Annotated in this window: 21 protein-coding genes; 9 read left to right on the top strand and 12 right to left on the bottom strand. The window is 74.1% G+C overall.

Annotated features, from left to right (window positions below):
* Window positions 1-48: 48 nt before the first annotated feature.
* A complete protein-coding gene (locus E5083_RS06775) occupies window positions 49-366 on the bottom strand; it encodes a DUF4235 domain-containing protein (RefSeq protein ID WP_135784681.1) in 318 nt (105 codons plus the stop codon).
* 201 nt (window positions 367-567) lie between these two features.
* On the opposite strand from E5083_RS06775, the gene E5083_RS06770 reads away from it, so the two are divergent.
* A complete protein-coding gene (locus tag E5083_RS06770; protein WP_244317458.1) occupies window positions 568-1,512 on the top strand; it encodes a cation diffusion facilitator family transporter in 945 nt (314 codons plus the stop codon).
* A gap of 73 nt (window positions 1,513-1,585) precedes the next feature.
* Here the strand turns inward: E5083_RS06770 and E5083_RS06765 are convergent, their stop codons facing one another.
* Window positions 1,586-2,035, bottom strand: coding sequence for a nitroreductase family deazaflavin-dependent oxidoreductase (locus E5083_RS06765; protein WP_135784680.1), 450 nt, complete (start codon window positions 2,033-2,035; stop codon window positions 1,586-1,588).
* A 361-nt stretch (window positions 2,036-2,396) separates the two neighbouring features.
* On the opposite strand from E5083_RS06765, the gene E5083_RS06760 reads away from it, so the two are divergent.
* From E5083_RS06760 to E5083_RS06750, 3 genes are read left to right on the top strand one after another with little or no spacing between them, the layout of a single operon-like run.
* A complete protein-coding gene (locus E5083_RS06760) occupies window positions 2,397-3,626 on the top strand; it encodes a cytochrome P450 (protein WP_135784679.1) in 1,230 nt (409 codons plus the stop codon).
* 13 nt (window positions 3,627-3,639) lie between these two features.
* Window positions 3,640-3,840 (top strand): ferredoxin, encoded by a 201-nt coding sequence (locus E5083_RS06755; protein ID WP_135784678.1) that lies wholly within the window; start codon window positions 3,640-3,642, stop codon window positions 3,838-3,840.
* A gap of 32 nt (window positions 3,841-3,872) precedes the next feature.
* A complete protein-coding gene (locus E5083_RS06750; protein WP_135784677.1) occupies window positions 3,873-4,382 on the top strand; it encodes a flavoprotein in 510 nt (169 codons plus the stop codon).
* A gap of 5 nt (window positions 4,383-4,387) precedes the next feature.
* Here E5083_RS06750 and E5083_RS06745 read toward each other — a convergent pair whose 3' ends face one another.
* Complete coding sequence (locus tag E5083_RS06745) at window positions 4,388-5,206, bottom strand: endo alpha-1,4 polygalactosaminidase (RefSeq protein ID WP_425276707.1); 819 nt, start codon at window positions 5,204-5,206, stop codon at window positions 4,388-4,390.
* A 283-nt stretch (window positions 5,207-5,489) separates the two neighbouring features.
* On the opposite strand from E5083_RS06745, the gene E5083_RS06740 reads away from it, so the two are divergent.
* On the top strand, window positions 5,490-7,289 hold the full coding sequence (locus tag E5083_RS06740) for a ricin-type beta-trefoil lectin domain protein (RefSeq protein WP_135784675.1): 1,800 nt from the start codon (window positions 5,490-5,492) through the stop codon (window positions 7,287-7,289).
* A 9-nt stretch (window positions 7,290-7,298) separates the two neighbouring features.
* On the opposite strand, the gene E5083_RS06735 is transcribed toward E5083_RS06740, so the two are convergent.
* From E5083_RS06735 to E5083_RS06720, 4 genes are all read right to left on the bottom strand, one after another.
* Window positions 7,299-7,790, bottom strand: coding sequence for a universal stress protein (locus E5083_RS06735; protein ID WP_135784674.1), 492 nt, complete (start codon window positions 7,788-7,790; stop codon window positions 7,299-7,301).
* Window positions 7,791-7,821: 31 nt separating this feature from the next.
* On the bottom strand, window positions 7,822-9,075 hold the full coding sequence (locus tag E5083_RS06730) for an arsenic transporter (protein WP_208754013.1): 1,254 nt from the start codon (window positions 9,073-9,075) through the stop codon (window positions 7,822-7,824).
* A 93-nt stretch (window positions 9,076-9,168) separates the two neighbouring features.
* Complete coding sequence (locus E5083_RS06725) at window positions 9,169-9,873, bottom strand: DUF4232 domain-containing protein (RefSeq protein WP_135784672.1); 705 nt, start codon at window positions 9,871-9,873, stop codon at window positions 9,169-9,171.
* 187 nt (window positions 9,874-10,060) lie between these two features.
* On the bottom strand, window positions 10,061-11,428 hold the full coding sequence (locus E5083_RS06720; RefSeq protein WP_135784671.1) for a serine/threonine-protein kinase: 1,368 nt from the start codon (window positions 11,426-11,428) through the stop codon (window positions 10,061-10,063).
* Between the two features lie 47 nt (window positions 11,429-11,475).
* Between E5083_RS06720 and E5083_RS06715 the strand changes: the two genes are divergently transcribed.
* On the top strand, window positions 11,476-12,024 hold the full coding sequence (locus E5083_RS06715; protein ID WP_135784670.1) for an RNA polymerase sigma factor: 549 nt from the start codon (window positions 11,476-11,478) through the stop codon (window positions 12,022-12,024).
* 42 nt (window positions 12,025-12,066) lie between these two features.
* On the opposite strand, the gene E5083_RS06710 is transcribed toward E5083_RS06715, so the two are convergent.
* Window positions 12,067-13,692: a multicopper oxidase family protein gene (locus E5083_RS06710; RefSeq protein WP_135784669.1), complete on the bottom strand. Its 1,626-nt coding sequence runs from the start codon at window positions 13,690-13,692 to the stop codon at window positions 12,067-12,069.
* A gap of 162 nt (window positions 13,693-13,854) precedes the next feature.
* Here E5083_RS06710 and E5083_RS06705 point away from each other — a divergent pair, with 162 nt between their 5' ends.
* The 3 genes from E5083_RS06705 to E5083_RS06695 all read left to right on the top strand — a co-directional run bounded on the left by E5083_RS06705 (window position 13,855) and on the right by E5083_RS06695 (window position 16,435).
* On the top strand, window positions 13,855-14,097 hold the full coding sequence (locus tag E5083_RS06705; protein WP_078858354.1) for a hypothetical protein: 243 nt from the start codon (window positions 13,855-13,857) through the stop codon (window positions 14,095-14,097).
* Between the two features lie 6 nt (window positions 14,098-14,103).
* A complete protein-coding gene (locus E5083_RS06700; RefSeq protein ID WP_135784668.1) occupies window positions 14,104-14,481 on the top strand; it encodes a toxin Doc in 378 nt (125 codons plus the stop codon).
* A 373-nt stretch (window positions 14,482-14,854) separates the two neighbouring features.
* Window positions 14,855-16,435: an RICIN domain-containing protein gene (locus E5083_RS06695; RefSeq protein ID WP_135784667.1), complete on the top strand. Its 1,581-nt coding sequence runs from the start codon at window positions 14,855-14,857 to the stop codon at window positions 16,433-16,435.
* Here E5083_RS06695 and E5083_RS06690 read toward each other — a convergent pair.
* From E5083_RS06690 to E5083_RS06675, 4 genes are all read right to left on the bottom strand, one after another.
* Entirely contained in the window at window positions 16,432-17,601 is a 1,170-nt protein-coding gene (locus tag E5083_RS06690; RefSeq protein ID WP_135784666.1) for a lactate 2-monooxygenase, read from the bottom strand. The genes E5083_RS06695 and E5083_RS06690 overlap by 4 nt on opposite strands.
* 46 nt (window positions 17,602-17,647) lie before the next feature.
* The gene (locus tag E5083_RS06685) at window positions 17,648-18,934 is read right to left on the bottom strand and encodes an MFS transporter (RefSeq protein ID WP_135784665.1); all 1,287 of its coding nucleotides are present in this window, start codon (window positions 18,932-18,934) and stop codon (window positions 17,648-17,650) included.
* A gap of 71 nt (window positions 18,935-19,005) precedes the next feature.
* A complete protein-coding gene (locus E5083_RS06680) occupies window positions 19,006-20,154 on the bottom strand; it encodes a tetratricopeptide repeat-containing protein (protein WP_135784664.1) in 1,149 nt (382 codons plus the stop codon).
* Between the two features lie 39 nt (window positions 20,155-20,193).
* Window positions 20,194-23,490 carry a CHAT domain-containing tetratricopeptide repeat protein gene (locus tag E5083_RS06675; RefSeq protein WP_135784663.1) on the bottom strand — a complete coding sequence of 1,099 codons (3,297 nt, stop codon included), beginning with the start codon at window positions 23,488-23,490 and terminating at the stop codon, window positions 20,194-20,196.
* Window positions 23,491-23,548 lie beyond the last annotated feature (58 nt).

Genomic DNA, 23,548 nt, shown 5'->3' with positions numbered 1-23,548 from the left:
TGTTTGTGATCGGTTCGTTGCCTCCGGCTCCGTCGCCGGCCGGGTGGTTCAGCGCCTGGCCGGAGCCGCGTTCGGGTGCGGCCAGGTGCCCGTGGAGCGGGCGACCGCCTTGGCGCGGGTCCGGTCCACCACGCTGCGGGCCACCGCGAAGATCGCGCCCTGCACGGCCGCCGCCAGCAGGATCTCGCCCCAGCCGCGGTCCGGGTCCAGCGGGTCGGGCGCCTCCTCCTCGTGCCGGATCGCCATCCACGCCTTCCGGAAGGCCAGCCCGGCCAGCGCACCGCCGGCCCAGCTCAGCGCGAAGCCCACTGGTTTCTGCGTCAGCGGCGCCTTGATCTTGCTCATCTTCCTGCTCTTCTTCGCCATGTGACACTCCTTCCTCACCGGGCCCGCGTCCTCCCCGGTGAGCCCCCGACCTCCCCCGTCCGGGCCCGTGTGATCCTCTCCGCCGGGGGCATCCGGCGACAGGTGAGCGCTACTTCGGAAAAGCAGCCGGACACGACGACCGGCGACAGCGACGGCCAGGAGGCCGCCAACTCCGACGGACACACCCGCGTCACCGTCCTCGTGGCCCTCGCCGCGAACCTGGTGATCGCGGTGGCCAAGGCCGTCGGCGGAATCTTCGCGGGCTCGCCCGCCCTGCTGTCGGAGGCCGCGCACTCCGTGGCCGACAGCCTGAACGAGGTGTTCCTGCTGGCCGCGCTGAGCCGCAGCCGCCGCCCGCCGGACGCCCGCCATCCCTTCGGCTACGGCAAGGAACGGTTCTTCTGGTCCCTGCTCGCGGCCGTCGGCATCTTCGTGATGGGCGGCTGCTTCTCCTTCTTCCAGGGCTTCGAGGCGATCAGGAACGGCAGCGAGGAGAAGTTCAGCGGCTACATAGCGGGCCTCATCGTGCTCGGCGTCGCCTTCGTCGCCGAGGGGATCTCCCTGATCCGGGCGGTACGCCAGGCCCACCGGCAGGGCGAGGGCGTCGGAGACGTCCAGGACCCGGCGCTGCGCACCGTGCTCGCCGAGGACGGCACCGCGGTGCTCGGCGTGACCTTCGCCGCCATCGGCATGGTGCTGCACATGCTCACCGGGCAGGCCGTCTGGGAGGGCTGCGCGTCGATCCTGATCGGCGCCCTGCTGGTCTACGTCGCCTACCGCCTCGGCCGCGACGCCCGCGACCAGCTCATCGGCGAGGCCGCCGACCCCGAGCTGACCGGGCGGATACGGGAACTGCTGCGCGCGCAGCCGGAGATCGACAGCGTGGAGGCGCTGTTCACCATGAAGACCGGCGTCGACTCCGCCCTGGTGGCCGCGCGCATCGACCTGGTGCCCGGCATGGACAGCGAGGAGGTCGAGGAGGTCGCCGTCCGCATCAAGCGGTCCGTCGCCGAGATGTTCCCCGAGGCCGGTCAGATCTTCCTCGACGTCACCGACCGCGACCACACGGGCCACGACCACACCGACCGCGCCGTGCGCGACGCACACGAAAGCCCCGCCGCGACGGGGGAGCGCGGCGGGGCCTGACCTTCGCGTGCCCTCCGGGGGACGGTTCACACCCGCCGTAAGCGGAAGGGGTGAACCGTCCCCCGGCGGCCGTTCAGCTCGCGCCGGCCGGCTCCAGGACGAAGACCGGGATCTCGCGGTCGGTCTTCTGCTGGTACTCGGCGTAGGGCGGGTAGGCCGCGACGGCCCGCTCCCACCAATGGGCCTTCTCGTCGCCCTTCACCTCGCGGGCGCGCATCTCCCGCTTCTCGGGTCCGTCCTGGAGTTCGACCGTCGGGTCGGCCTTGACGTTGAAGTACCAGACCGGGTGCTTCGGCGCCCCGCCCACGGAGGCGACCACCGCGTACTTCCCGTCGTGCTCCACCCGCATCAGCGGGGTCTTGCGGATCTTGCCGCTGCGGTTGCCGCGTGTGGTCAGGATGATCACCGGCAGCCCGGTGTCGCGCAGCGTCGTCCCCTCCCGCCCGCCGGAACTCTCGTACTGCTCCACCTGATCGCGCACCCACTGCTCCGGGCTCGGCTCGTACTCGCCCTCAAGAGGCATGGCTTCGTCCCCTTCGTCGTGTCTCGTCCTGCCGACGGCTTCGCGCCTGCGGTCCACCGCAACACCGGGGGCCGCCGGAATCATCCGTACCGCGCATCCTCTGGGCCACGCGGGTGAATAGCCGGATCTCTCGGTCCCGTCCCGGCCGGGGGTGGCCGAAAAGGGGCGTACGCGACGACACTGGGAGGACCGATGTGCGTCGGACGACCGGATTCCGGTGCCCGCACACCTCGGGCGGTCGTGCTTCTTCGGCCAGATCCGACGGGTCGCCGATCTGGCCGAACTTGCCGTCGCCCCATAGGTGCCCGGGGCATCTAATGAAGATCGGTTCGAGGTACTTCTTCGTCTGCGAGGTCCATCCATGACGGAACTGACGGACACCACCGGCCCGGCGAAGGCGGCCGATCCCGTCGCCTTCCCGCAGGACCGCACCTGTCCCTACCACCCGCCCACCGGGTACGGCCCGCTGCGCGAGGGCCGGCCCGTGTCCCGCGTCACCCTGTACGACGGCCGCGAGGTCTGGGCCGTCAGCGGGCACTCGGCGGCCCGCGCGCTGCTCGCCGACCCCCGGCTCTCCAGCGACCGGCGCCGCCCCGAGTTCCCGATCCCCACCGCCCGGTTCGCGGGCGTCCGGGACCGCCGGGTCGCCCTGCTGGGCCTGGACGACCCCGAGCACCAGGTCCAGCGGCGGATGATGATCCCGTCGTTCACGGTCAAACGCGCCGCGGCGCTCCGGCCCGCCATCCAGGGAATCGTCGACGACCTCCTGGACGCCATGATCGAGCGGGGGCCCGGCGCCGAGCTGGTGTCGGCCTTCGCGCTGCCCGTGCCGTCCATGGTCATCTGCGACCTGCTCGGGGTGCCGTACGCCGACCACGAGTTCTTCGAGGAGCAGTCCCGCAAGCTGCTGCGCGGGCCGACGGCCGACGACAGCCAGAACGCCCGCAAGGAGCTGGAGACCTACCTCGGCGGCCTCATCGACGCCAAGGCCGGGCACCCCGAGCCGGGGAAGGGGGTGCTGGACGACCTGGTCCACAAGCAGCTCAGCGAGGGCGCGCTGGACCGGGCCGAGGTCGTCTCGCTCGCCGTCATCCTGCTGGTCGCCGGGCACGAGACCACCGCCAACATGATCTCGCTCGGCACCTACACCCTGCTCCAGCACCCCGACCGGCTGGCCGAGCTGCGCGCCGACCCCGCGCTGCTCCCCACGGCCGTCGAGGAGCTGATGCGGATGCTGTCCATCGCCGACGGCCTGCTCCGGGTGGCCGTCGACGACATCGAGATCGAGGGGGTCACCATCCGTGCCGGGGAGGGCGTGATGTTCTCCACCTCGGTGATCAACCGCGACGACTCCGTGTACGCCGACCCCGACGCCCTCGACTTCGGCCGCTCCGCCCGCCACCACGTCGCCTTCGGCTTCGGCATCCACCAGTGCCTGGGCCAGAACCTGGCGCGCGCGGAGCTGGAGATCGCCCTCTGCACCCTCTTCGCCCGGCTGCCCGGCCTGCGCCTGGCGGTCCCGGCCGAGGAGATCCCCTTCAAGCCCGGCGACACGATCCAGGGGATGCTGGAACTCCCCGTGACCTGGTAAGAGGCTTCTCGCCATGCACACCGACATCGAGATCGACAAGGACCTCTGCATCGGCGCGGGCCAGTGCACACTGGCCGCCCCGAGCGTGTTCACCCAGGACGACGACGGCTACAGCACCCTGCTGCCCGGCGCCGAGGACGGGGCGGGCAGCCCCATGCTCCGCGAGGCCGCCCGCGCCTGCCCGGTCGGCGCGATCACCGTCACCGAGAGCTGACCGCCGCCCAGGTGGGCTTATAGGGTTTCCCGGTGACCGAACTCGCCGGGAAACCCTTTCTCTACGTCGTCGTCTGCGCGGCCGGGGTCGCCTCCGGCGTCGGCACACTGATCGCCGAGGCCCAGGAGCGGGGCTGGGAGGTGGGCGTGATCGCCACCCCGGCCGCGATGAACGGCTTCTTCGACGCGCCCGGCACCGAGTCCCGCACCGGCCGCCCGGTCCGCTCCGCCTGGCGCTCCCCGGCCGACCCGCGCCCCTTCCCGCCGCCGGACGCGATCGTGGTGGCCCCGGCGACCTTCAACACCGTCAACAAGTGGGCACTGGGCATCGCGGACACCCTGGCCGTCGGCACCCTGTGCGAGGCGCTGGGGCTCGGCGTACCGATCGCGGTGCTGCCCAGCGTGGGGGAGGCGCTGGCCGCCCACCCCGCCTACCAGGAGAGCCTGACCCGGCTCCGCGGGCTCGGCGTCCGCTTCGGCGAGGGCAGGGTGCCGGACGGGTTCGCGTGGACACGCGGTCTTGAGCTGCTGGACCGGCCCTGACGGCATCAGCCGGTCCGGCGTACGTACCCCGCCTCGCCCGGTGTGGAGACGTCCAGGTCGCGGCGGACGATGCTGAGCCGTGCGCCCCAGCCGGCCAGCGCCTTGCGCAGGCCCACGTCGGTGTACTCGATGTCCAGCACCCGGTCGTCGTAGGCGCGGGCGTAGGTGCCGCACTCGTCGTACTGGCCGCACTCCTCGGCCACCGCGAAGTCGAGACCGGCACCCTCGCGCTTCCCGGCCAGCTCCGGGGTGTTCTTCTGGCCGACGGCCAGGTGGCGGGTGTGCGCGTGCCGGGTGAGCAGGCGCATGAAGGCGGTCGCGTCGGCGGGGGTGAGCAGGTGGCGGGAGCGGGTGTAGCTGTCGTAGTTGTCGAACTCGACCGCGTCGTAGCCCTTGTCCGCGCAGCCGTCGGTCCAGCGGTTCACCCGGTCGGCGATCCGTTTCCGCTTGGCCGGGGTGCCGATGTCGAGCAGGGGCTCGTCCCAGTCCTCGTCGATGACGACCTTGCCCGCGCGGTCGCGCAGCAGCAGGTCGGCCGGCCAGTCGGCGCGCTCCTGCGGCTGGGCCTGGAAGGCGTTGACGTAGCAGACGTTGTACAGCCCCTCGGCGGGGGAGTCGGCGCGGTCGCGGGTGACGACGCGGACCCCGGCGGGCGGCGGGTAGGCGCCGCCGATCTGGTAGTCGAACCCGGCGTGCCTGGGCGGCAGTTGGGGGCCCTCCGGGGTGGCGCTCCCCGAGCCGCAGCCGGTGAGGAGCAGCGCGAGGGCGAGGAGAACGGCTCGGCTCCCGCCGCGCGGGCTGGTCTCGGTCGGCACCCGGATGATCCAACCCGGCGGCCCGGAGCACGTCAACTCGGTGCCCGTAAATGCCCGTCCGGGCTTCTTTGACGCATCAACGATTTCGCGTCTCCTGAATACGGGTCAAAGATCTCCCGCGAACCCGTTTTCCGACGGGAGATCTCTTGTTCCCCCCTGTCGCCCTGTGCGAAAGTGTGCGTCGCCGTGACGGGGGTGATTTCCCTTCACCGAAACGGAGTTGAGGTCACCTCGTCCACTGTCCTGCCGACCGGTACGGACCTCATCCGGGTGGATTCTGGAGGAATGGCGCGTGAAGGGTGAAGGGCCGTCGAATTCCCAGGATTCCGCCGGGCCGTTCGGTATCTCCGACGGCGAACTCAGCGCGGAACTCCAGAAGTGGACGGGATCGGCGTCCGCCCTCCACCCCGTCGGCGAACTCCTCGACCGGCACTGGGCCGCCGCCTTCGCCTACGCCCGGCTGTGCACCGACGGGCCGCGCGCGGCCGGGATGCTGACCACGGCCGCGTTCACCCGGCTCTTCGGCGAGTCGCTGCGCCAGGCCGGTCCGTCCGCCGCCTGGCGGCCCCAACTCCTGGTCACCGTACGGCGCATCGCCGCCGAGTGGGACACCGACGGCCGCCAGGAACTCCTGCACCCCGCGCTGCGGCCCGACCCGGCGAGCGGAGAGCGCGCCGCCGCCCGGCTGCTCCCGCCGCCCGGCCGACGGCTGCTGGCCCGCGCTTTCCAGCGGCTGTCCCAGCCCTCCCGCGCCGTGCTCTGGCACACCGAGGTCGAGGGCGAACCGCTCGCCGTGCCCGCCGCGCTGCTCGGGCTGGACGAGGAGAGCACGGCCGTCGAACTGGGCCGCGCCCGGGACCGGTTGCGCGAGGAGTGCCTGCAGACCCACCGCGAACTCGCCCCCGACGCCGAGTGCGGACGCTATCTGCGGATGCTGGACGTCACCTTCCGGCGCGGTGGCGGTCTCGCCATGGACCCGGACCTGCGCGGCCACCTCGACGGCTGCGGTCACTGCGCCCGCACCGCCGACCAGCTCGCCCGCTTCCACGACGGGCTCCCCCTCGCGCTCGCCGAGGCCGTGCTCGGCTGGGGCGCCGCCGCCTACCTCGCCGCCCGCGCCGACGACAGCGCCGCACCGCCCGCACCGGTGCCGCCCCTGCCCGCCGGCGGCGAGGAGTTCGTACCCCCGCCCGCCGCCGCCGAGGGGGAGCGGCCTCCCGTCGGCCGTACCGCCCACCGCGCGGCCCGGCGGGTCCGGCGCCGCAATGTCTCGCTGGCCGTCGCGACCGTCAGCGCCCTCGTCGCGCTGCCCCTGGTGCTCTGGTCGGTGCTCGGCTCCGACGACGGCCCCACCAGCGCCCACGAAGCCACCCCGTCCCCGGCGCCGGACTCCTCCCAGCCCGCGCCGCAGCCGTCCTGGGCTGGCGCGGACGGCAACCGGCCGACCGTCCGGGGGCGCCTGCACAACGTGGCCTCCGGGCGCTGCGTCGGCATCGTCGGGAAGAAGGCCGTCGAGGGCGCCGAGACCGAGGTCGTCACCTGCTCCTCGGCACCCGGCCAGCGCTGGCGGTACGAGGCGGACGGGCGGCTGCGCAGCGACGCGGCGCCCGCGCTCTGCCTGGACTCCCGCCTCGGCTACTCGGTCCGGCTCGCCCCCTGCTCGGCCACCGGCACCGACGGCCGCTTCATCCGCTACGACTTCACCCTCCAGGGCACCCTGGTGCCCCGCTGGAACCAGAATCTCGCCCTCACCCCGGCGGCCACCGACGGCTCCGGCGCGCTGGTGCTGAAGAACCGCGCCGAGACCGCCGTCCAGCGCTGGGTCGTGGACACCGCCCGCAACGACCCGCAGATGGAGGTCGTCAACTGGGACAAGGGGTCCCCCTCGGCCTCGGCCCGCCGCACCCCGGCGAAGCCGAGCCCGACCCAGCATTCCGCGAGCCCGACGCTTACACCGACCCCGTCCGCCAGCCCGACACCCAGCGCGACGGACGACGACTCCTGCTCCTCGTACCGGGACCGCTGCGGCTGGGACGGCGGGCGAGACGGTCGCCGGTACGGGGGCGGTGGCTACGGAGGCCGGCACCGCTGAGCCGTCACCTCAGCGGTGGTGCGGCGGGGGCGGGATCGTGCCCAGGCCCGGCGCCTGTTCGGGCCACACCAGGAGCACCGGGCAGGGCGCGTGGTCGACGATGAAGCGCGCGGCCGGGCCCAGGCTGTGGGGGCCGAGGCGGGAGCGGTCGCCGTCACGGGCCAGGACGAGCAGGCCCGCGCCCTCGGCCGCCGCGACCACCTCGCGCTCCGGCCGGCCCGACCGCTCCTCGCGTACACAGGGTCGGCCCAGCCGTTCGGCGGCCGCGTCCAGCAGCTCCGCCGCCGAGCCGTCGCCGAGGGCCTGGAGACGGTCGCCCGGATCGGCCTCCCAGGCCCGCCCGCGCCCCATCAGCCCCGCGAACGCGCCGTGCGCCACACCGGGCACCTCGGAGCCCGACACATGGAGCAGCACCACCTCACGGGCGTGCGGGGCGTGCACGCGCACCGCGTCCACACAGGCGGGCCAGGTGCCCTCGACGAGCCAGACGACCGCACGCATCCGATGTCCTCCTCGCATCCACGCCACCCCGTCAGAAGAGCCGCAGCGCCCCCCACAGTGCCACCACCGACACCGCCAGCGCCGAGGGCACGGCGATCAGACCCAGCCGGGTGAACTCCCCGAGGTCCACGCCCTCGTCGTGCTGGTGCACGATCCGCCGCCACAGCAGGGTGGCCAGCGAACCGGCGTAGGTGAGGTTCGGGCCGATGTTCACGCCCAGCAGCACCGCCAGCACCGCGCCCGCCCCGCCCGGCGCGGCCAGCGGCAGCAGCACCAGCACGGCGGGCAGGTTGTTGATCAGGTTGGCCAGTACGGCGGCCAGCGCGGCGATCCCCAGCAGCGCGAGCAGCCCGCTCCCCGACGGCAGCAGGTGCCCGAGCGCGTCCGAGAGACCGTTGTCCACGACCGCCCGCACCACCACGCCCAGCGCCAGCACGAAGGCCAGGAACGGCGGCGCGGCCGCCCGCACCACGGACAGCGGGGTCGCCTGCCGCCGCAGCACGGCCCGCCCGGCCATGACCAGCGCGCCCGCCGCTGCCGCCCACGCCGGATCGACGCCGAACGCCGACGCCACCACGAACCCGGCGAGCGTGCAGCCCACGGTCACCAGCGCGAACACCGGCAGCGGCGGCTCCTCGCCGGTGTCCCGCGCGGCCGGCGCCGCCGCCGACAGGTCGCGGCGGAAGAAGCGCCGGAACACCGCGTACTCCACCGCGATCGCGGCCAGCCACGGCAGCGCCATCAGCGCCGCGAACCGGGTGAAGGACAGTCCGCTCGCCGCGAAGGCCAGCAGGTTCGTCAGATTGGACACCGGCAGCAGCAGTGACGCCGTGTTCGACAGATGGGTGCAGGCGTAGACGTGCGGCTTTGGGCGCACGCCGGAGCGGGCCGCCGTGGCGAACACCACCGGGGTGAGCAGCACGATCGTCGCGTCCAGGCTCAGTACGGCGGTGATCACCGACGCCAGCGCGAACACCGCCGTCAGCAGCCGTACCGGCCGCCCCCGCGACCAGCGGGCCATCCACGCCCCGCAGGCCCGGAACAGGCCCTCCACGTCGCAGAAGTGGGCCAGGACGAGCACCGCGGCCAGGAAGCCGACCACCGGGCCCAGCCGGGCCACCTCGTCGCGCGCGTGGTCCAGGGAGATGGCGCCGGTGAGGATGGCGATCCCGGCGGCGGGCACCGCGAGGACCGCCTCGGACCGGCCGAAGGGCCGTACCACCGCCCAGGCGAGGACGGCGACGAGCAGGACGGCCGACAGGGCCTCGGCGAGCGGGGTGTTCAGGGCGATCCTCCGGACCGGTGGTGATGTGCCCGCTCATGAAAACAGAACCCGGTGCGCCGGGCCGACCGGGACCCGGCGCACCGTCGTGTCAGGTCAGGCGCCCGAACCGGGGGCGAAGACGGTCAGGCGGACCGAGGAGGAGTTCCCGGAGACCGGCACCGCGCCGCCCGTCCAGGTCACCTTCAGCGGGTCCCGCTCATCGGGCGGGGTGATGACCAGCGAGGCCGGCTTCGCCGTCTTCGCGCCGCTGATCTGCGGGTTGGAGAAGGTCAGCCCGGCCCAGGCGCTCTGGCCGGGGCGCAGCGTGACCGTCACCGGGGAGCCCGAGGTGCGCTGCGGGTCGGGGCCGAGCTGGGTGCCGGAGGCGTTCACGAAGGCCGCGCCCGGATAGCCGCGCAGGGTGCAGGTGCGGGACGACTTGTTGGTGAGGACGACGGGGAAGTTCTCCTGCCCGGCGCCCGGATCGTTGCGGCCCACGGCCGCCCGCAGCTCCGAGGTGTGGCAGCGCGTGCTCTTCGCGCTGTCGGGCTTGACGGTCTTCGTCGCCGTGTCCGGCGCCGAGCTGGGGTTCGTGGTGCCCCCGCTCTGGGTCACCGGCGACGGCGTGTCGGCGGGGTCGGGCGAGCCGGTGGACTCGGCCGGGGCCGAGGTCTCGGTCGCGGGGGCCGCCGAGCCGGACACCGTCTTCGCCGGGGCCGCGCCCACGTCGCCGTTGCCGCAGGCGGTCAGGAAGCCCAGTACGGCGGCGGAGCCCACGAGCAGGGTCCCGCGCCGCCTGGCCGGGGATGAGTTCGCCATGTCGCACAAGCCTCCCTGTAATCCACGGCCCGCGGGGTCCGCGTGCCGTCGGCGCCGGATGCGCCGTCACAGCTTCCGATGCGCCGTCCGGCGGAAAAGTTCGGACGAGGAGGAAAAAACTTCCGCGCCCGGAAAAGTCTCCGCTCGGCGGGGCCTCCCCGCCACGCCGGACGGGGGTTCCCCCCGATCAGGTGACCCGGAGCGAGCGGAGTATGCCGTCGGTGGCGTCCGGGTCGCCGTGCTGGCGCACCTGTACGTACACCTGCGGGCCGTGCGCGCCGTCCGAGGGGCGCAAGGCGGACTCCGTGACCGAGCCCCCGCCCGCGCAGCCGCTCCACACCCGCACCGTGCCCCGCCAGCCGGACCCGGTGAACGCACGCCGGTCCGCGCCCCGGCACCCGGAGTGCGCCAGCGCGTCCACCCGCCCGGTGAGATCCCCCTCGCCCACACCGACGAACACCCCGTTCACCGGCGCACCGAGGTCGGACCAGCGGGACAGGTCGTCCGCGACCACCAGCCCCGGCTCCTTGCCGCCGGACAGCCCGAGGGCGCGCGGGTCCCACCCGGAGTCGCGCAGCTCCCGGTCCCAGCCGGCGGGCACCTGGACGGAGATCCGCCCGGAGGCGTCCCGTACCCGCGCCGCGTCGGTGCCCCCGGCGGGCCGGTGCAGCACCAGCGCCGTCACGCTTCCGGCCGCCACCAGGGCGATCGCGGCCGCCACGGCGAGGAGCGCGCGCCTGCGGCCGGACCACCCCTGCCGGGCGGGGGCCGCCGCCAGCCGGTCCAGTTCGTCGGCGAACGCCCGCGCGGAGGGCCAGCGCCGCTCGCGGTCCGGCTCCAGCGCCCGCAGCACCGCCCGCTCCACGCCGGGGTCCAGGTCCGACCGCAGACGGCTGGGCGGTACGGCCTTGCCCGGCGGGCCCGGCACGGTGCCGGTGAGCAGCTCGTAGCCCACCGCGCCCAGGCTGTAGACGTCGGCGCGCTCGTCGATGCCCGCGCCCGGCTCGGCCTGCTCCGGGGGCTGGTAGCCCGCCGAGCCCGCAGCCAGGGTCAGCGCCGACGCCTGCGCCAGGCTCTTGGCCAGCCCCAGGTCGGCCAGCAGCAGCCGGCGCCCGCCGTCCGGGGCGGTGCGCAGCAGCAGGTTGACCGGCTTGATGTCCCGGTGCACGATCCCCGCCTCGTGCAGCGCGGCGGCGCCCCGCGCGGCCAGCGCCGTCAGCTCCAGCGCCTCGGGCACCGGCAGTGGGCCGTCGGCGCCGAGGTCGGCGAGGGTGCCCCCGTCGGCGTACTCCATGACGAAGTACGGCCTGCCGTCGTCCAGTTCACCGATGTCGTAGACCTGCACCACCCGGCTGGACCCCGCCCGGCGCAGCAGCCGGGCCTCGGAGAGGAAGCGCTCGCGCACATCGAGGCGGTGGGACCAGTTGTCGGCGAGCACCTTGACCGCCACCAGGGCGTCCAGTTCGTCGTCGTGGGCGAGCCACACCGTGGCGAACGCGCCGCTGCCCAGGCGCTGTCGCAGGCGGTACCGGCCGATCCGCTCCGGGGAATGCATACGACTATCATGCCTGGCCCGAGATCGACTTCGAGAGGAGAGCCGACGTGCCGGACGCCGCGACGGCCGAGGAGCTGGCCCGCCTGGCGGCCGCGGGCGACCGGGCGGCCCTGGACCGGCTGCTGACCGAGCTGCGGCCGGAGGTGGTGCGCCGCTGCGGGCGCTTCCTGCCCTGCCGGGAGGACGCCGAGGAGGCCGCCCAGGACGTACTGCTCCAGGTGGCCCGGCACATCGGCGGCTTCGAGGGCCGCAGCCGCTTCAGCACCTGGCTCTACACGGTCGTCGCCAACTGCTGCCGGCAGAAGTACCGCGAGCTGAAGCGGCGGGCCGCCGAACAGCCCGCCCCCGCCGAGGTGCCGGAACCCGCCGACCCGCGCACCACCAGCGTCATCGCGGGCTCCCGGATCGACCTGCTGGAGGCGCTGGACCGGCTGGAGCGCGAGCACCCGCACCTGGTCGCCCCGCTGGTCTACCGCGACCTGTGCCAACTGGAGTACGCCGAGGCCGCCGAACGCGCGGGCATTCCGCTCGGCACCCTGAAGTCCCGGCTGCACGAGGCCCGCAGGCTGGTCCGGCCCTGGCTGCGCGCCCACTGACCCGCCACCGGGGCGGGTCCGGGGTCACTCACGCGGCCCGGCTCACTTCTTGTAGCCGAGCACCGTCATCATGCCGCTCTCCGAGTGGTACTGGTTGTGGCAGTGCAGCATCCACAGACCGGGGTTGTCGGCGTCGAAGTCGATGACCAGCTTGCGGTGCGGGAGCACCACGGCGGTGTCCTTGCGGGCGCCCACCGCGTCGAGGCCGGTCAGCGCGAAGGTGTGGCCGTGCAGATGCAGCGGGTGCCACATGTCGGTGGCGTTGATCAGGGTCATCCGCACCCGCTCCCCGGCCCGCACCGCGTGCCGTTCGCGCACGTCGTACTGCTTGTGGTCGAAGCCCCAGTCGTACTTCGCCATGGTGCCGGTGACCCTGATGCGCATCTCGCGGTCCGGCTCGCGGTGGTCCAGGGCGACGGAGTCGGCGGGCACCAGACGGCGCGCCGGGAGCACCTCGCGGTCCAGCTCCGGCAGCTTCACATCCGCAGGAGGAACGGTTCTGCCGTTGTCGGTACGGAGCACCGCGAGCGCCTGACCGCTCTTGCCCTCGGCCACCGCGACCAGCGGGAACACCCCGTCCTTGGCCGTGATCAGCACGTCGTACCGCTCCGCCATGCCGACCAGCAGCGCGTCCGTCTCCCGGTGCTGGACCGGGTAGCCGTCGGTGTGCGTCACCGTCAGCTTGTGGCCGCCGAGCGCCACCCGGAAGGCGGTGTCCGAGCCCGCGTTGATGATGCGCAGCCGCACCCGCTCGCCGGGACGGCACTTGAACGAGGTCGGCGCGCCCGGCCGGCGCCCGTTGATCAGGTAGATGGGGTACGAGACGTTGCCGCCGACCCCGTCCAGGATGCGGCTCTTCGGCCCGTGCAGCATGCGGTTGGGGCCGGTGTTCTTCGGCGGGTCGGGCATGGCCGACATCGGGGGCTCGTGCGGGTGGGCGGTCGGGCGGGCCGGGTGCTGGGGGCCCATCATCGCCATGCCGCCGCCCGGCTTGAGCTGCCGCAGCACCTTCTCCGGGGTGGAGCCGTCCACACCGTCCACCCAGTCGTCGAGGACGACCACCCACTCCTTGTCGTACTTCAGCGGCTCGTGGGGATCGTCCACCACGAGCGGCGCGTACAGGCCCCGGTCCGGCTGCATGCCGACGTGGCTGTGCAGCAGGTAGGTGCCGGGGTCGGCGACGGTGAAGCGGTAGTTGAAGTCCATCCCGGCCGGGATGGCGTCCTGGGTGAGACCCGGCGCGCCGTCCATGTCGCAGCGCAGCCGGACGCCGTGCGAGTGGAGGGTGGTGGTCTCCGGGAGCCGGTTGGCGAGCGTGATGCTCAGCACGTCACCGGCGGTCGCCCGCACCAGCGGTCCGGGCAGCGCGTCCTGGTACGCCCAGGTGCGCACGGACCGGCCGCCCAGGTCCAGCGTGGTCTCGCCAGCCGTGAGCGAGTACATGCGCACCCGGCCCGATCCGCGCCGCCGCTCGGCGGCCCGGACCTCCGGACCCGACGGTTCGACGTAACCCGCGGGCCCCGGCGGGACGAAGTTCCCCGCCGCCATCATCGTGCCGCGCGGTCCGGGCCGGGGCCGGGGGCCCGAGTCGGAGCAGGCGGCCAGGAGTCCCGCGCCCGCGGCAGCGAGCGGGACGCGGAGGAGAGTACGCCGCGAAGGTGTATGCATGAAGGAAATAAGACACTTTTTGTGCTCATATGTGATGGATCTGGGGGCGGCGCGTCTGCTGGTGTCGGCCCGGCGAGGGGTCCGGGGCGCCAGGTACCGGGGGAGCGGGTGGCTGATCTGGCTCGATTTACGGGTGAGTACCCTCGCGGTACCGTTGAGGGCATGCCAGCTCTCAACGTGGAGTTCAGCGAGCGCGAACTAGCGGACCTGCGGCAGATCGCCAAGGAACGCGGTACGTCGATGAAGGCCCTGGTGCGGGAGGCGGCCGCGGCGGACATCGCCCGGCACCGGGCGCTGAAGGAGGGCGCGGAGACGTTCCGGGCCTTCTTCACCGCGCACGCCGAGGAGTTCGCCGCCGCCTTCCCCGACGACGAGGCCGTTCCGGCCAGGGGAGAGGCCGCCTGACCGGCGATGGCCCCCGTCATCCACATCGACGTCCCCTGGCTGCTCCAGCGTCATGAGGACGTCCTGCCCGAACAGCCCTCGGTGGACGACTTCTCCGCCCTGGTCGCCGCCGTCGCCCGGCACCGCGTCGACCCGCCCCGGCTCGGCGTCGACTCCGACCCCGCCTGGCGGGCCGCCGCCCTGCTGCACACCCTCGCCGTGCTCCGCCCGCTGCCCTCGGCCAACGCCCGCTTCGCCTGCGCCACCGCCGTCGCCTATCTGCACATCAGCGGCGCCGGCATCGACCCGCCGTACGGCGCTCTCGTCGACCTCGTCCGCGACCTGACCGACGGCCGCGCCGACGTGTACGGCGCGGCCGACCGGCTGCGGTCCTGGCGGATCTGACACCGCCCCGGCGGACGGGGGAAGCCGTCACGGCGATCGGCCGGGGGGTCCTTCGCGAGGGCCGGGCACAGTCCATACCCGGCCCGCGCGGCGGGAGAAGGGTGCGTGAGGGGCCGTCGTGTGCGCGAGTTTCACACGGGGCGCACGGAACCCGACTTCCCTGCAAACCCGGCGATGTGGGACGCGCTCCTTGTTGCGTGTGGAGAAGTTGTGCGAGGGTTGACACTCCCGCGCGGGGGGTGAAGTCCGGAACCGATGCGGCAGTTGGGCCACCGGGCCGGGGGACGCCGGGGCGGAGCCGTGGGTCCCGTTCACTCCATGCGCACCCCGGAGGACCGCTCCCACGCTCCGCACGCGCCAAAGGAACCGCTCAGTGACCACCCCTCAGCCTCCCCTTCCCCCCTACCTGCCCGGCATGGCGGCGGGGGAGTCCGACGAGTCCACGGCCGCCCCGCTGCGCGCCGGTTCGGACCCGGAGGCGTCCCGGTCGGCCGCCCTGCTGATGGCCCGGCACTGGCAGCCCGCCGCCGACTACGCGGTGATCTGCCTCGCCGGTCCCGGTCCGCTGGCCCACATGGTCACCGCCGCCGTCTTCCACCAGGCCCTGGACCGCCTCGCCCTCGGTGAGCCCGCCGAGGCGCTGCGGCCCCGGCTGCTTCTTGCCGTACGGGACACCGTCCTGGACTGGGCGGCCACCGACCGCCTCACCGCCGCCCTGCCCGGCCTCGCCAAGCCCGCCGGGGGACGCGGGATGCGCGCCGCGAACTCCCTCACCCCGGAGAACCGCGTCCTCGCCGAGCGCGCCTTCCACCTGCTGCCCCGGCTGGAGCAGACGCTGCTCTGGCACACCGAGGTCGAGGCCGAGCCGGTGACCGTCCCGGCCGCGCTGCTCGGCGTGGACCCGGTGGGCGCGTCCGCCGCGCTCGAACAGAGCCGGGAGAAGCTGCGCGCGGGTGTGCTGCGCGCACACCGTGAGCTGGCGCCCAGTGGGGAGTGCCGCCACTACAACCGGCTGCTCGATGTGCCGGTGCGCCGGGGCGGGGGCGTACTCCCCGACGTCCGCCAGCACTTGGACGCGTGCTCCTACTGCCGGTACGCCGCCGAACAGCTCGGCCAGCTCGACAGCGGCGCGGGGCTGCTGCTCGCGGAGGCGGTCCTCGGCTGGGGCGCGCGCCGCTATCTCGACTCCCGGCCGGGGCGGGGTCAGGGCGCCGCCGTTCCGAACCAGGCCCCGCGTTCCGGCGGGCGCCGGCGGGCCGGAAAGCGGGGCGCGGGGCGGCGCGGTGGCGGGTGGTCGCTGCGTACCGGGGCGGGCGTCGTCTCGGCCGGGCTGCTGGCGACCGGGCTGGCCTTCGCCGTCTGGCCCGAGGCGGAGGGCGGCCGCAGCCCGGTGGCCTCCGCCGGGGCCGCGCCCGCCGCCGACCCCCGTACCGCCGAGCCCTCGGCGACCGCCTCGGCCACCCCGCCGCTGGCCGGCCGGCCGATCCGGCTGCGCAACGCGGGGGCCGCGCTGTGCCTCGGCATCAAGGGCGAGCCGGAGCGCGGCGGGCTGGTGACGCTGGCCCTGTGCTCGGACGCCGTCACCCAGCAGTGGACGTACGACGCGGACGGCCTCCTGCACAGCCAGGCCGACCCCGAGCTGTGCCTCGACTCCCACGCGGACGCCGCCGTCGTCATCCTCGGCACCTGCGACGACGCGGGCACCGAGCGCGGGGACGACGTACGGTACGACCTCACCGTGCGGGGCGAGCTGCTGCCCCGCTGGGACGAGACGCTCGCGCTGGCCTCGGCGGACGCGCGTCCCGGCGCCGACATCGTGGTCTCGCTCCGCGACCGCTCACCCGCCCAGCACTGGCTGACCGACACCCCGTCGGCCACCCCCGGCCCGCTGTCGGCGGCGGAAACCTCCGAGACCCCGGCCCGCCAGGCGGAAGCACCGGACCAGGGTGCCTAGTTCGGCCCCTCCCTGAGGACGGACGGGTTCAGGGTGGTGGGGGAGGCGTGGCCGGAGAGGGCGAGGGTCAGGTCGAGTTCCGCGAGGATGCTGCGGACGACGTGCTCGACGCCCGCCTGGCCGTCCAGACCGAGTCCGTACGCGTAGGGGCGGCCGAGCAGGACCGCGCGGGCGCCCAGGGCGAGGGCCTTGGCGATGTCGTCGCCGGTGCGGATGCCGCTGTCGAACAGCACGTCGAGCCGGTCGCCGACCGCGTCCACGACACCCGGCAGGGCGTCGGCGGCGGCGACGGAACCGGCGACCTGACGGCCGCCGTGGTTGGAGACCACCACCCCGTCCATCCCGGCGTCGGCGGCCGCGCGGGCGTCGTCCGGGTGCAGGATGCCCTTGAGGACGATCGGGCCGTCCCAGTGCTCCCGCAGGAACGCCAGGTCCGGCCAGGTGTGCCCGGCGTCCCCGAAGAGGCCGAGGAAGCGGAGGACGGCCGCGTTCGGGTCCTCCTCCACCGGCTTGGCGAGCCCGGCCCGGAAGGCCGGGTCGGTGAAGTAGTTGGCGGTGCCCACCCCGTGCAGGAACGGCAGATACGCCCGGTCCAGATCGCGCGGGCGCCAGGACAGCAGCGGGGTGTCCAGTGTGACGACCAGCACCGAGAACCCGGCCGCCCGCGCCCGGCCCAGGAAGCTCCGGGTCACCTCGCGGTCGCTGCCCCAGTAGAGCTGGAACCACCGCTCGGCGTCCCCCATCGCCTCCGCGACGGTCTCCAGCGGCGTGCTCGACGCCGACGACAGGATGAACGGCACGCCCTGCGCGGCGGCGGCCCGCGCGGCCCCGCACTCCGCGTCCGGGTGCATGATCGACAGCACGCCGACCGGCGCGAGGGCCAGCGGCGCGGGCAGCGTACGTCCCAACAGCCGTACGGAGAGGTCGCGTTCCTCGACGTTCCGCAGCATGCGCGGCACGATCCGGCGGCGCTCCAGTGCGGCCCGGTTGGCCCGCTCGGTGCTGCCGTTCCCCGCGCTCCCCGCGACGTACCCGACCGGGCCCGGCCCGAGCCGGTGTTCCGCCAGTTCCTCAAGACGGGTCAGGTCGGTGGGCAGCCGGGGGACTGTCCCGTTCATCCCGTTCAGATAGATCTCGTACTGAAAGTCGGCCCACCGAGCACCCACGCCGCCGCTCCCTTTCGTTGGGGTGTCATGCTCCGCTCAGTCTGCCTCAGGGGGTGGGCGTGGCCCGAGCCTGGCCGGCGGGGTGCACGGGGTCCTGGGTGCGGGGGAGTTCGCGCAGGGTGCGCAGGGGGGAGAGGAGTGCGGGCAGCAGGCTCAGGGTCATGCCGGCCGCGCCCACGCAGAGGGTGAGCCGTGCGCCGAGGAGCGAGCCGGCGGCGCCGCCGAGGACACCGCCCAGGGCGAGGCCGCCCCACGAGACGAACCGGGCCGTCGCACTCATCCGGCCCATGAGCCGGTCCGGCGTGAGCGCCTGCTGAAAACTCGCCTGCGCCACCATCCGGACGACCCCGCCCAGCGACAGCGCGGCCAGTCCGAGCGCCGCCACCCAGACGCTCCAGCCGGGCCGCGCCAGTGCCATCAGGGCGGTCGACGGGCAGGTCACGAGCGGCGCCAGCCAGATGACCGGCCCCTGTCCGAGCCACCGCGACGCCCGGGCCGACAGCAGCGCGCCCAGCAGGCTCCCGCATCCCATGCCCGACAGGACGAGGCCGATCCCGAAGGACCCCAGGTGGATCTCCCGTGCCAGGAACACCATCAGCATGGTCTGGTACATCACCAGGAAGACGTTGAAGGTCCCGTCCGTCAGCACGGTCGCGCGCAGCACCGGCCGGTGCAGGACGAACCTCAGCCCCTCCTTGATGTCCCGCCCCAGCCGGGAACGCTCACCGCGCTCGGGCTCGGGTTCCCGCTCGCGGATGCCCGCCGCGAGCACCCCGGACGCGGCCATCCCCACCGAACTCACCAGCACCGCGACCGGCGCCCCGAGCCACCCGACCAACGGCCCCGCCACCGCCGGCCCACCGATACTCGTCACCGAACGCACCGCCGACAGCCGGGAGTTGCCCTCCACGAGATGCTCGCGCCCCACCAGATGCGGCAGATAACTGACGTACGCCACATCGAAGAACACGGTCAGCACCCCGTGCACCAACGCCACGGCATACAGCCACCAGACCGTCAGCACCCCCGCCCACCACGCGAGCGGCAACGACACCAGCACCAGCGCCCGCAGCAGATCGGTACTCACCAGCACCGACCGCTTCCGCATCCGGTCCACCCACGCCCCGGCCGGCAGCCCCACCAACAACGACCCCGCCATGGTCGTCGTACTGAGCAGCCCGACCTGGAACTCCCCGACGTCCAACGCCACGATCGCGATCAACGGCAACGTCAGAAAGACGACCCGGTCCCCCAACTGTCCCAGCGCGGTGGCCGCGAACAGGCGCCGGAAGCCGGACTCACGGAGCAGACCGAAACGGTGGGGTAAGGGCATGCGCACGACCTTGGGTGCGGGGAGAAAAGGACCGGCCAAGCCAACAGCACGGGTGGTCAAGAAGGCAATGCTCAGGCCGAGTTGTCCCGCAGCCAGGCCAGGCGTTCCGCTGTCGTGCGGGTCAGCGGGTGGTGGGGGCCGAAGACTCGGGTGTAGTCCGTGTGGCAGCGGGTGAGGAGAGTCGCGGCCTCCTCGTGGTCGCCGTTGTCGATCAGGATGTTGGCGAGGTTGTCGCGGGCGTGGAGGGTGTCGGGGTGGGATTCGCCCTTGTGGTGGAGGGTGAGGGTGAGGACTTCGCGGAGGGTGTGGGCCGCTTCGGCGTAGTGCTCGCGGGCGTGGAGGACGGCGGCGAGGTTGTTGCGGGTGGTGAGGGTGTCGGGGTGGGCCGGGCCCTTGGTGCGCTGCTGGGTGGTGAGGACCGAGCGCATCACCGCCTCCGCCTCGTCCAGGCGGTCCAGCCGGCACAGCGCTGCGCCCAGGTTGGCGCGGGCGGCCAGGCCGGTGTCCTCGTCCTGGAGGCCGCGGCGCTCCAACTTGGCGATGAGGGAGCGTAGTTCCTGTTCCGCCTCCGCCCAGTGGCCGGCCTTGACCAGGGCCGCCGCATGGCTGCTGGTGGCGGAGAGGACCGCCGGGTCGTCCGGGCCGAGCGCACGCTTGCGGCGTTCGAGTACGTCCCGGCGCAGGGCGGCCGCCTCCGGCTCGCGGCGCAGGTCCTCCAGTACCGAGGCGAGGGAGGACGCGCTGTCCAGGGTGTGCGGATGGTCCGGCCCGAGAAGTTCGGCCCGGCTGGTCCACACGCTGCGCCACACCTCCTCCGACTTGCCCAACTCGCCCGTGACGTGCATCAGTCCGGCCAGGTCGGCGGCGGTGGTCAGGGTCTCCTCGTGCACGTAGCCGAGGGTCCGGGACTGGGTGTACACCAGCGCCATCAGCCGCTCGCGCGCCTCCTCCTGGCGGCCCTCCAGGTGGGTCAGCACACGGGCGTAGTCGCGGAACGCCCGCAGGGTTTCCGGGTGTTCGGGGCCGAGTCGCTGATGGGCGGAGTTGGCGCGCATGCCGTAGAACTCGTCCGGGGGCAGGCCGACGCGGCTGATCTCCTCCTCGGTGCCGTCGTCGCCCAGCATCGTGAAGACCAGGTCGGCGGCCGGGGGCAGCTCCGGTTCGGGATCGGTGTCCCGTCGACCGTCGTCCTCGCGTTTCCTGCGCCATCCGAGGGCCATGTCCGGACCCCCTCCTCTCCTCGTCCGGCTCCGCAGGCGCTACGCCCCGGAGTGCACATGGGCGGCCCACAGGCTGGGGCTGCCGGGGAAGGCCGCCCGGCACTCCCGTACGGCGTGGTGCAGGGCGAGGGCCGCGTCCAGCTCCGCCGATGCGGCGAGCGCGTCGCGCATCCCGCCGTACAGGGTCCGCGTCACGCGTACCGCCACCGCGTCGTGCACCGGCCACAGGGTGCCGATCGCGTGCGGGTACCCGGCGATCTGGAAGGCCGAGGTGATGTGGATCGACTCGTCCGCCAGCAGCTCCGAGCCCCGCGCGGTCTCGCAGGCGGACAGTACGGCGAGCCGGGCGTCCGGCAGCTCAAGACGGGAGAGGTGACGTACCGTCAGCGGATGCTCTTGGTGGTCGTGCACCAGCAGCCGCGCCCCGGACGGGTCGTCCGGCTCGCTCACCCCGTGGCAGGCGAAGTGGACGTACGGATGGGCGGGCAGCGCCGCCAGCACCCCGGCGAACGTGGCACGCGGGCCCGCGATCACCTCGGTCGGCAGCAGTGCGCTCAGCTCCCGTACCTCCCGGCGCACCCCGCCGAGCCTGCGGGCTCCGGGGGCGTCGGGCACGACCACCGCGAGCAGGCGCCCGGCAGGCGGGGGACCGGCCGCGCGGGCGCGGGCGTACGCCAGGGCGCGGACGGTCGGCGTGTAGGAGGAGACCGCGAGGTCCAGCACCGTACGGGAGGGGTCGCCGTGGTGGCCGGACGCGTGCAGCGGCAGTGCGGCCAGCGGGCCGCCCGGCGACCACCACAGCCTCGGCCAGACACCGTCCGCCGGCGGGGCGGACAGCCCCAGCGCGTCGAGGACCGGGCCGGTGACGTGGTCCCACGTCCAGGCGAGCACCTCCGCGAGCGTCTCCTGCGCGGCCCGCTCCCCGTCCGGCACGGCCGCCTCGGCGAGCGCGGTGCCGAGCCGCCGCGCCTGCGCCTCCACGACGGCGGGACCGGCACCCGGCAGCGGGACCGGCAGCACCCGGTCCGGCAGCAGGACCAGCGCGTCGCTGCGGTACGGGCTCGCGTACACCAGGACCACCGGCCCCCGCCCGGCGCACGCCCGCACCTCGGCGGTCGTCGGACCGTCCAGGAAGCCGCCGAAGCCGGGCAGCGTGCGGATCTCCGCGACCAGGTCCGCCCAGTACGCCGCGAGCATGTGCCGTTCGTCGGTGTCCTCCTCCGCGGGGTCCAGCGCGTCGATGAGGTCCCGAAGCTCCACGAAGCGGTCGGCGGCGACCGGATACGCGGCCCGCAGCCGCTCCAGCTCGGCGCGGGCCGTGATGGTCTGCCCGAGCAGCACCCCGCGCCCCTGCTCCAGCAGCAGCACCGCGTGGTCGAGCCGGCCCAGGTGCACCGCGCACGCGGCGGCGTCCGCGGCGAGCCCCTGCACGCTGATCAGCCCGTGTTCCTGGTCGTCGCGGGTCAGCCGTCTGCTGATGCTGAACGGCAGCAGGGCGAGGGCGAGTTCGAACCCGTCGAGTGCCTGCTCCCAGCGGCCCGCGTCCGCCGCCGCGACACCCCGGGAGTAGGCGGCCCGCACGCGCTGCGCGGCGGGCAGCGCCGTGATCCCGGCGACCTGCCGGTAGGCGTCCTCCGCCGCGAGCAGCACCGCCGGGTCCTCGGTCACCGCGTGCAGGGAGCGCAGCGCGGACGCGTACGACTGGAGCCGGTTGGCGGTGGGGGCCGCGCCGGGGGCCGACGCCCACACGGACCGGCCCAGCGTGGTCACCGCCTGGTTCAGCAGCACCGGGTCCTCCGCCGCGCGGGCGCCCGTGAGCTGGGACAGGCCCAGGTTGTGCAGATAGTCGGCGTGCTCCGAGGTGCCGTACGCCGTCCGCTCCACGGCCTCGGTCAGCATGGCGACCGACTCCGCCAGGTCGGCCGGGTCGCCGCCGGACTCGTACCGCTGGAAGAGGGCGTTGCCGAGGTGGTTCAGCCGCATGGCCCGCTCCGCGCCGCCCGGCGGGGTGCGGGCGAGGACGCGGCGGGCGGCCTCGACGGCCTCGGCGGCGGCGTCGGGGTCGCCGGTGCGGTCGTACCAGGTCTGGAGGACCACGCCGAGGTTGGCGAGCTGGGTGTCGGAGTCCGTCGACGTACGCGGGGTGTTCAGCGCGAGCCGGGCCAGGCGGGCGGCCTCCCGCAGGGTCTCCAGGTCGCCGGTCTGGTGGTAGCGCTCGCGCAGGGCCAGGGCGAGGTTCGCCACCCGGCCCAGGTGGCCGTCCTCCTGCGGCGAGGGTTCCGCGCAGGCGGCGCGCAGGACGCGTACGGACTCGTCCAGCAGGGCCACGTCGCCGGTGCGCTCGCCCAGCCGGTGCAGGGCGTTGCCCAGGCTGTTGAGCCGGTGCGGGGCGGCCCGGCTGCCCTCGGGTGTCTCCCGTACGGCCTCGCCGAGCAGGGCCACGGCGGCGCGGAGCGGCTCGGTGTCCTCGGTGTGCTCGGCCGCCAGCCGGAGGGCCACGCCCAGGCCGGTGAGGGTGCGCGCCCGTAGGGGATGGCCCCTCGGGGTCTCGGCGAGGGCGGCGTCGTGGGCGGCGACCATGGCCTCGATGTCGGCGGGAGCGCCGGTGAGTTCGGCCTTCGTCTGCCAGGCCGTGGCCAGGTGGTGCAGGGCCTGCGGGCGGCGGGGCGGCGGGGTGTCCGCGAGGGCCGCGCTCAGCAGCTCGACGGCCTCACGGGCCCGGGCGGGGTTCCGGTGCAGCTCGGCGGTGTGGCGGAGGCTCGCCGCCAGGTTGTTCCGCACGGTCGGCAGCTCCGGGGAGCCCTCGGGCAGCAGGGTCAGGGCCACCCGGCGCAGGTGCTCCGCCTCCGCGAGGTCGGCGAGGTCGCCCGTCGCCTCGCCGCGTTCGGCCAGCAGGCCGCCGAGGGTGTCGAGGGTGAACGGCCGGTTGTCCCAGCCCCGCACGGGCAGCTCGGCGGCACGCCGCAGGGCGGCGATGCCCGCTTCCAAGTCGGCCGGATCGCGGATGAGTTCATGGCGGTCGGCCAGCATGCGGCCCAGGAGGCGGAAGTCCTGCTCGTCGGGGGCGGGGCCTGCCGTGAGCGCGTGTCCCTCGGTGATCGACTCGTCCAGGTCCCGCCGGTCGCGGAACTCCGACCAGCGCATCACGAGCGTGCTGCGCAGTGCCGCCCGGCACGCGGTGTGGACGGGGCCCTCGGGCGGCGCCGCGCGGAGGGCCTCCCGGCAGAGGCCGACCGCGCTGTCCAGCGGACGGCGGTCACCTGATCGGTCGAACTCATCGATCAGCGAGGCGACTTGGCGGAGCGCGTGCCCAGCCGCTCCGTGCGCGTCCGACATGACCGGCCCCCGTGTGTGACGCCATGGGCTCTCGAGGCCCGAGCCCGATTTTACCCAA

Source organism: Streptomyces bauhiniae (assembly GCF_004784475.1).
GTDB lineage: Bacteria > Actinomycetota > Actinomycetes > Streptomycetales > Streptomycetaceae > Streptomyces > Streptomyces seoulensis.
Note: the sequence above shows the minus strand (reverse complement) of the source record. Positions and strands in the feature narration are given on the sequence as shown.